7 protein-coding genes and 1 pseudogene are annotated in these 7571 nt (G+C 71.4%); 6 read left to right on the top strand and 2 right to left on the bottom strand.

Going from position 1 to position 7571, the window contains the following annotated elements; genetic code table 11:
• A pseudogene (locus ACTHM3_RS08285) lies at positions 1-223 on the bottom strand (hypothetical protein); the annotation flags it as partial.
• A 64-nt stretch (positions 224-287) separates the two neighbouring features.
• Between ACTHM3_RS08285 and thyX the strand changes: the two are divergent.
• Positions 288-1070 carry an FAD-dependent thymidylate synthase gene (gene thyX, locus ACTHM3_RS08280; RefSeq protein ID WP_440405641.1) on the top strand — a complete coding sequence of 261 codons (783 nt, stop codon included), beginning with the start codon at positions 288-290 and terminating at the stop codon, positions 1068-1070.
• Positions 1071-1103: 33 nt separating this feature from the next.
• Here thyX and ACTHM3_RS08275 read toward each other — a convergent pair whose 3' ends face one another.
• Positions 1104-2258 carry an SLC13 family permease gene (locus tag ACTHM3_RS08275; protein WP_440405640.1) on the bottom strand — a complete coding sequence of 385 codons (1155 nt, stop codon included), beginning with the start codon at positions 2256-2258 and terminating at the stop codon, positions 1104-1106.
• Between the two features lie 166 nt (positions 2259-2424).
• On the opposite strand from ACTHM3_RS08275, the gene ACTHM3_RS08270 reads away from it, so the two are divergent.
• The 5 genes from ACTHM3_RS08270 to ACTHM3_RS08250 all read left to right on the top strand — a co-directional run bounded on the left by ACTHM3_RS08270 (position 2425) and on the right by ACTHM3_RS08250 (position 7473).
• Positions 2425-4176: an APC family permease gene (locus ACTHM3_RS08270; RefSeq protein ID WP_440405639.1), complete on the top strand. Its 1752-nt coding sequence runs from the start codon at positions 2425-2427 to the stop codon at positions 4174-4176.
• Positions 4177-4244: 68 nt separating this feature from the next.
• Complete coding sequence (locus tag ACTHM3_RS08265; protein ID WP_440405638.1) at positions 4245-4406, top strand: hypothetical protein; 162 nt, start codon at positions 4245-4247, stop codon at positions 4404-4406.
• A 60-nt stretch (positions 4407-4466) separates the two neighbouring features.
• A complete protein-coding gene (locus ACTHM3_RS08260) occupies positions 4467-5303 on the top strand; it encodes a DUF1684 domain-containing protein (RefSeq protein WP_440405637.1) in 837 nt (278 codons plus the stop codon).
• Entirely contained in the window at positions 5300-5779 is a 480-nt protein-coding gene (locus tag ACTHM3_RS08255; protein ID WP_440405636.1) for a GNAT family N-acetyltransferase, read from the top strand. The genes ACTHM3_RS08260 and ACTHM3_RS08255 overlap by 4 nt, the downstream gene beginning before the upstream one ends.
• Before the next feature lie 50 nt (positions 5780-5829).
• The gene (locus ACTHM3_RS08250; protein ID WP_440405635.1) at positions 5830-7473 is read left to right on the top strand and encodes a bifunctional 3'-5' exonuclease/DNA polymerase; all 1644 of its coding nucleotides are present in this window, start codon (positions 5830-5832) and stop codon (positions 7471-7473) included.
• The last annotated feature ends 98 nt before the right edge of the window (positions 7474-7571 follow it).

The following is a 7571-nucleotide window of genomic DNA, read 5'->3' as shown; positions in this document are numbered from 1 at the left end:
CGACGAGGACGGCGTGAAGCGGTGACGGCGGCGCCGAGACGGCGTCGGCCCAGGCCTCGGCGAGCACCTGCGGGTCGAGCGCCCCGACGACCGCGCCGAACGCACGGCCCCACGCCCGCGCCTGCACCGAGCCGATCGCGGCGGCGTCCCCAGAACGGGCCGGACGGACGGCCGCGTCGGCGGCGGAGGGCCGCAGCAGATCCCCCGTCCCGGCGTCCGTCACGCCGCCAGTCTCCCACCCGGCCGAGCGACCCTCGTCTGTCGGTGCGTCTCGGTAGGGTCGCGCCATGGCTCACATCGAGACGACGATCACCGACACGATCGTTCCGGCGCCCGACCTCGCGGTCGAGGAGTCGTCAGGGGTCACCTTCCGCTCGGACGTCACCGTCGAGTTGGTGCGGGCGAGCGCGCAGGACTCCGACGTGCTGTTCGCGGCCCGCGTGTCGACGCAGGGGGAGCAGAGCCTCGAGCAGCTCGATGCCGACGCCCAGCGCTCGAAGGGCCTGATCAACTATCTGATGCGGGATCGCCACGGGAGTCCGTTCGAGCACAACTCGATGACGTTCTACGTCCAGGCGCCCATCTTCGTGTTCCGCGAGTTCATGCGGCACCGGATCGCGTCGTACAACGAGGAGTCGGGACGGTACCGCGAGATGAAGCCGGTCTTCTACGTGCCCGGTCCCGAGCGCAACCTCGTGCAGCAGGGCAAGCCGGGGGCCTACGACTTCGTCCCCGGGAGCCCCGAGCAGACCGAGCTGGCCGTCGAGCAGGCCACGGCGATCGCGACCGAGGCCTACGCGGCCTATCAGCGGATGCTGGAGGCCGGCATCGCCCGCGAGGTCGCCCGCATCGTGCTCCCGCTCTCGCTGTACTCGTCGATGTACGTGACCATGAACGCCCGTTCGCTCATGAACTTCCTGTCGCTGCGCACGAAGCGGCCGGAATCGCACTTCCCGTCGTTCCCGCAGCGCGAGATCGAGATGGTGGCGGAGCGGATGGAGGAGCACCTCGCGCGCCTGATGCCCCTCACCTACGCGGCGTTCGAGGCCAACGGGCGCGTCGCCCCGTAGTCCTCAGCACGCCACGGCTCACCCGGCCAGCGCTCACCCGGCCAGAGCGAGAGCCAGCGTCGCGAGCGCCACCGTCACGGGGGCCACCACCAGCCCGAGCAGCATGTAGCGCCCCCAGCCGATGTGCACGTCGAGCGACCGCAGCCGCGCGTGCCAGAGGAGCGTCGCGAGCGACGCCCACGGGGTGATGAGCGGGCCGGCGTTGACGCCGATGAGCAGGGCGGCGATGCGCAGCGGGGATCCCGCGGCCGGCTCCAGCGCCAGGTAAGCCGGCAGGTTGTCGACGACGTTCGCGCTGACGAGCCCGGTGCCGGCCATCCGCAGGAGGGCGACGGGGTCGGTGCCGCGGCCGGCGACGGCCTCCAGGACCATGGTGGAGCCGAGCGCGTGCACGGCCTCGACGACGAGGAAGAGCCCGCTCGCGAAGACCACGAGCTGCCAGGGGATCATCGCGAAGCCGAGAGCCTTCGGCCGGCGGATCGCCGTGACGATCACCAGCACCAGGGCGGCTCCGGTGGCCGGGATCCACGGCGGCAGCCCGATCACGAGGAACGGCAGCAGGAGCACGACGACGATCGCCGCCGCGCCGAACAGCACCGGATCCTCCGGGGCGCCGACCGCCGGCGGCGCGAACCGGCCGCGCAGCTCGCGTCGGAAGACGAGGGCGACCGCCAGGCACGGCACGACGATCGCGACGACCGCGGCGGGGCCGAGGAGGGTCAGGAACCGCAGCGGGTCGTCAAAGCCGAGAACGTGCTCCGCGAGCAGGTTGGTCAGGTTCGACACGGGCAGCAGCAGCGAACCGGTGTTCGCGAGCCAGACGGTCGTGAGCGCGAAGGGGAGCGGCGGCAGTCCGGCGTGCTTGGCGAGCAGGACGACGACGGGTGTCAGCAGCACCGCGGTCGTGTCGAGCGAGAGAAAGGCGGTGCTGACGATCGCGAACAGCACGACGAGCAGCCAGAGGATGATCGTGCGCCCGCCGGACAGCACGGCGAGCCGCGACGCGAGGGCCGTGAAGACCCCCGCCTCCGCCGCCAGCTCGGCGACCACGGTGATCGCGACGACGAACAGCAGGATCGGCCAGACCCGTTCGCCGACGGCCGCGGCCTCCGGCACGGGGAGGACGCCGGTCGCGATCGCGACGGCCCCCACGACGAGGAGGACGAGACCGAGGATTGCGAGACGCACCGCATGATTCTGGCAGGCCGAAACCGAGGCGACGGATCCGTGTGTGTTTCGACCAGATGACAGCGCGTTACGACTGTGTTCCGTGCTATCGAGGGCGTGATCCGCTGGTGTACGGTGGCGTCGTCCGCTCGACGACGAGCGGTCCACCCGGCCGAGAGGGACGTCGATGACGCAGGCGACACGCGCGGATCTGATCGAGAGGCCGTCGACCGACAAGGGGCTGAGGCCCGGCGCGGTCGGCCTGGTCTCGAGCATCGTCGTGGGGGTGGCGTCGACGGCACCCGCCTACAGCCTCGCCGCCGCCCTCGGCTTCATCGTCGTCAGCGGCGTCGGCAGCCAGGTGGTCGGCGTGCACGCGCCCGGCGTCGTCCTCCTCGCCTTCGTCCCGATGTACTTCATCGCGGTCGCCTATCAGCAGCTCAACAAGGCCGAGCCGGACTGCGGCACGACCTTCACCTGGGCGAGCCGCGCGTTCGGCCCGATCCTCGGCTGGGTCGGCGGCTGGGGCATCATCGTCGCCGACGTCATCGTCATGGCGAACCTCGCCCAGATCGCCGGGCAGACGACCTTCGGGCTGCTGGGCAACCTCGGCGATCTCGTCGGCTACACGCCGATGGCGAAGTTCTTCGGCGAGATCGCCGTGAACTACTGGTGGGAGCTCGCGGCCGGCATCGTCTGGATCGCCCTCATGACCTGGATCTGCTACCGCGGCATCGAGGTCTCCGCCCGGCTGCAGCGCATCCTGCTCTCCATCGAGGTCGTGATCCTCGTCGTCTTCGCCGTCTTCGCGCTCGTGAAGGTCTACACGGGGCACGGCGCCGCGACGTCGATCCTGCCGCAATGGGACTGGTTCAACCCGTTCGCCCTCAACTTCGGCAGCGTGCTCGCGCCGGGCCTGCTCGCCGCGATCTTCATCTACTGGGGCTGGGACAGCGCGGTCTCCATCAACGAGGAGACATCGGAGCCGGCCAAGACGCCGGGGCGCGCCGCCATCATCAGCACGGTGCTCCTGCTCCTCACCTACACGGTCGTCACGACCGCGTCGGTCTCGTACGCCGGGATCGGCGACAAGGGCATCGGACTCGCCAACCCCGACAACTCGGACAACGTCTTCCTGTCGCTCGGACCGTCGCTGTTCGGCGACAGCGTCATCGGGCACATCCTCATGACGCTGCTGACGATCTCGATCCTCACGTCGGCGTCGGCATCGACTCAGACGACCATCCTCCCCACGGCGCGCACGACCCTCTCCATGGCGGTCTACAAGGCGGTCCCGGAGCGGTTCGCCCGCATCCACCCGCGCTTCCTCACGCCGACGTGGTCGACCGTCGGCATGGGGATCGCGTCGGTCGGCTTCTACGCGCTCGTCACCTTCATCAGCAACGACCTGCTGACCCCGCTGATCGACTCGATCGGCCTCATGATCGCGTTCTACTACGGCCTCACCGGTTTCGCGTGCGTGTGGTTCTACCGCCGTACGTTCCGGCGCTCGACCAAGAACTTCATCCAGCAGTTCCTCTTCCCGCTCCTCGGCGGCCTCATGCTCGCCTACGCCTTCGTCTACGGGCTCATCACCTACGCGGAGGCCGACTGGGAGGTCGACTCGAAGGGGCACAACCTGGCGGTCAACCTCTTCGGCTGGGTTGTGGGGGATGACGCCGTGTTCGGCGTGGGCGGCATCCTGATCGGGTTCGTCCTCATGTTCATCTGGTGGGCCATCCGCCCCGACTTCTTCCGCGGGAAGACGCTGCCGCGGCAGTCGGCCGATCTGGTGCTGGCCGCGGACGGATCGCGGATCGCGGGCTTCGGCCTGCCCGACTCGGGCTATCAGGCGACCCTCATCGCCCCGGACCGGTCCAACCTTCCTCCGGGCGAGGAGGCTGTCCCCGCCGATCAGGAGGAGTTGCCGCCGCGGTGAGGCACTCTCTCCTGAGTGCGGCCTGGGCGTCGGCTCCACAAGGAGAGGACTCGGCATAGCGTGGGCCCATGCTCGCGCTGGTCATCATCCTGCTCGTCGTCTGGGCCGTTCTCGCGATCCTCGGATTCGTCATCAAGGGCCTCCTGTGGCTCGCGATCGCCGGCCTCATCCTCTTCGTCATCACCGCGCTGATCGGCTTCATCCGGCGCGGCGGCCGCTCCAAGGCCTGACGTCGGGAATCCCTCCGTGTCGGCACCCGTTGCACCGGGTGACCCGACAGGATGGATGCCATGACCGACACCGCGACCGCCCCGCAGCAGACCCCTGAAGAGGCTCTCGCCTACTTCCACTCGCGGCGGGAGCAGGCGGTCGTGCAGCCGCTCGGCAGCCTGGCCCTCGTCAACACCCAGGTCATCGATTCGGAGCAGCCCGTCTGGGGGGTGCCGGGCCGGTGGGCGCCGCTGCCGTCGGGCGAGTCGGGCCTCCGGGTCATCGCATCGGCGGCCGACGGGGTCCGGGTCGACGGCGACGTCGTCGACGGTGAGGCGGTCGTGCGCGGGAAGGACGACCCGAATCCGTCCGAGGTCGTCTTCAGCGACACGCTCCGCGGCTTCGTCATCCGCCTCGAGAGCGGGCAGTACGCGCTCCGGGTCTTCGACGCGGAGTCGGAGGGCATCCGCGAGTTCGGCGGCATCGACGTCTACCCGTACAACCCCGGCTGGGTGGTCACCGCCGCGTGGAGCGAGAACCCGGAGGGCACGACCGTCGGGTTCGAGCACACGAGCGACGGGAAGACCCGCGAGGAGGTCGTGCCGGGATCGATCCGCTTCACGCGCGACGGCGTCGACTACGACCTCGCGGCGTTCAAGTCGGGTCGGGCACTGCAGCTCGTGTTCGCCGACGCCACGAGCGGGACGGAGACCTACAGCGTGGGCAGGTTCCTGTTCGTCGCCCCGAACCCGGACGGCACCATCACGCTCGACTTCAACCGGGCCGTCCTGCCGCCCTGCGCGTTCAGCTACGCCTTCAACTGCCCGATGCCGCCGAAGCAGAACCGCTTCACGGTGCCGATCGAGGCGGGGGAGAAGCAGGTGCTGAACGCGGCGGGCGAGCTCCTGCACGGGTGACGACGATCCGGGCGCCGCGGCCCGACGAGTGGGAGCTCTGGAAGCAGCTGCGGCTCCGGGCGCTCCGCGACACGCCCCTCGCCTTCCTCGAGACGATCGAACGCGCCGAGTCGCACGACGACGACCTCTGGCGGTCGCGGGTCGCTCCCTCGGAGATCCGGCGCTCCGCGGTCGCCATCGCCGACGACGGCACCTGGATCGGCCAGATGGTCGTGATGCTCGAGCCCCCGCCGCCCACCCTGGTCGGCGTGTACGTCGACCCGCGTCGGCGCGGCGACGGGACCGCGGAGCGCCTGCTGGAGGTCCTGGCGGCCGAGGTCCGAGCCACCGGGGCGACGACGCTGCGCCTCCAGGTCGGGGAGGGCAACGACCGGGCCCGCCGCTTCTACGAGCGGATGGGCTTCGTCGCCACGGGTGACGTGGAGCGCATCCCGGGCCATCCGGTCGCCGAGCACGAGATGCTGCTCGCGTTCTGACCCGCGACGAGGGTCGCGGCGACCGTCGGTCGGTCGCGGGAGACTGGAGCGTGTTCATCGCGCTGCGCTCCGACGGGCGCGGCGCCGTCACCGCGGTGGACCTCGCCGACGACGGCCGCGAGATGGGACGCACCGCGCTCGCCCCCGAGCGGCTCGCCGACTGGGTCGCCTCCCGCGAACCGGAACGCCCGCGATGGGCGTGGGGCGACACCGCCCGCTGGTACCCGCCGCTCCTCGCGACGGCGGTGCGGGTCGAGCGGTGCGTCGACCTGCGGCTCTGCCGCCGGATCCTGCGGCACGCCGTGGCGGCCTCCGGCACCGCGTGGCCGGACGACGCGTGGGATCGCCCCGCGCCGGACCCGGTGGCCGACGGCGCGCTGTTCGATCTCGAAGAACCGGCGGCCGACGACGACCCGGTCGCCGAGCTCCGGCGGCAGCTCGCCGCGGTGGAGGCGAGCTCCGAGCCGGGGCCGCTCAGCCTCCTGGTCGCGGCCGAGAGCGTGGGCAGCCTCGTCGCGGCCGAGATGACCTTCGCCGGGATCCCGTGGCGGGCAGATCGGCACGACGCGATCCTGCGCGACCTGCTCGGGGAGCCCGATCCCGGCGGGCGCCCGGCGCGGATGGCGGAGCTGCTCGCCGAGGTGCGCGCCGCTCTCGACGAGCCGGCCCTCAATCCGGATTCCCCCGTCGAGCTCGTGAAGGGACTGCAGCGCGCCGGGCTCCGGGTGACGACGACCCGGTCGTGGGAGCTCCGCACGATCGAGCACCCCGCCATCCCGCCGCTGCTCGAGTACAAGAAGCTCGCGCGGCTGCACACGGCCAACGGCTGGAACTGGCTCGCCGAGTGGGTCCGTGACGGCCGCTTCCACCCGGTCTACGTCCCGGGCGGGGTCGTGACCGGTCGGTGGGCCGCCGACGGCGGCGGGGCGCTACAGCTGCCGAAGCAGGTGCGCGGCGCCGTGGTCGCGGATCCCGGGTGGCGCTTCGTCGTCGCGGACGCCGCCCAGCTCGAACCGCGGGTGCTGGCGGCCATGTCGCGTGACAGGGCGATGGCCCGCGCCGGCCGCGCCCAGGACCTCTATCAGGGCATGGTCGACGCCGGCGCGGTGTCGACGAGGTCGCAGGCCAAGTACGGGATGCTCGGCGCCATCTACGGCGGGACGCAGGGGGAGTCGGGGCGCATGCGGCCGCGCATCGAGCGCGCATTCCCCCGGGCGATGGAGTACGTGGAGGCCGCCGCCCGCGCGGGGGAGCGCGGCGAGGTGGTGCGCACCTGGCTGGGTCGGACCTCGCCGCCGGGACCGCAGGCCGCGGCCCGGGTGGACGGCGCCGACGCCGCCCTCTCCGACACCGAGGTGCGCCGAGCACAGTCCGACGCGCGCAGCTGGGGACGTTTCACGCGCAACTTCGTGGTCCAGGGCACCGCGGCCGAGTGGGCGCTGTGCTGGATGGGCGGCCTGCGCCGGCGGCTGTGGGAGCTGGGTGCGCCCGGTGCGCCGCTCCTCGACCGCCCGCACCTGGTCTTCTTCCTGCACGACGAGCTGGTCGTCCACACGCCGGAGGCGCTCGCCCCCGCGGTGGAGAACGCGATGCGGGAATCGGCGGCGGAGGCCGGGCGGCTGCTCTTCGGCGCGTCGCCCGTCGAGTTCGCCCTCACCGTCGCGACGGTCGAGCGCTACGCCGACGCGCGCTGAGACACACCGAATCACACCCTTGTCGTTCGCAGGCGGCTCTGCGAGAATGCCGCCAAGCACATCTCTCACGTGCATTCATCGGGTCGATGGGGAAGTCG

This window comes from Pseudolysinimonas sp. (genome assembly GCF_051954455.1).
Lineage (GTDB): Bacteria > Actinomycetota > Actinomycetes > Actinomycetales > Microbacteriaceae > Pseudolysinimonas.
This window is presented reverse-complemented; position numbering and strand designations above follow the sequence as displayed.

What these genes read in the sequence shown, in the direction of transcription:
- ACTHM3_RS08265 (WP_440405638.1), top strand. Translation starts at nt 4,245, where the DNA reads ATGCTCGCGCTGGTCATCATCCTGCTCGTCGTCTGGGCCGTTCTCGCG.
- ACTHM3_RS08260 (WP_440405637.1), top strand. Translation starts at nt 4,467, where the DNA reads ATGACCGACACCGCGACCGCCCCGCAGCAGACCCCTGAAGAGGCTCTC.
- thyX (WP_440405641.1), top strand. Translation starts at nt 288, where the DNA reads ATGGCTCACATCGAGACGACGATCACCGACACGATCGTTCCGGCGCCC.
- ACTHM3_RS08270 (WP_440405639.1), top strand. Translation starts at nt 2,425, where the DNA reads ATGACGCAGGCGACACGCGCGGATCTGATCGAGAGGCCGTCGACCGAC.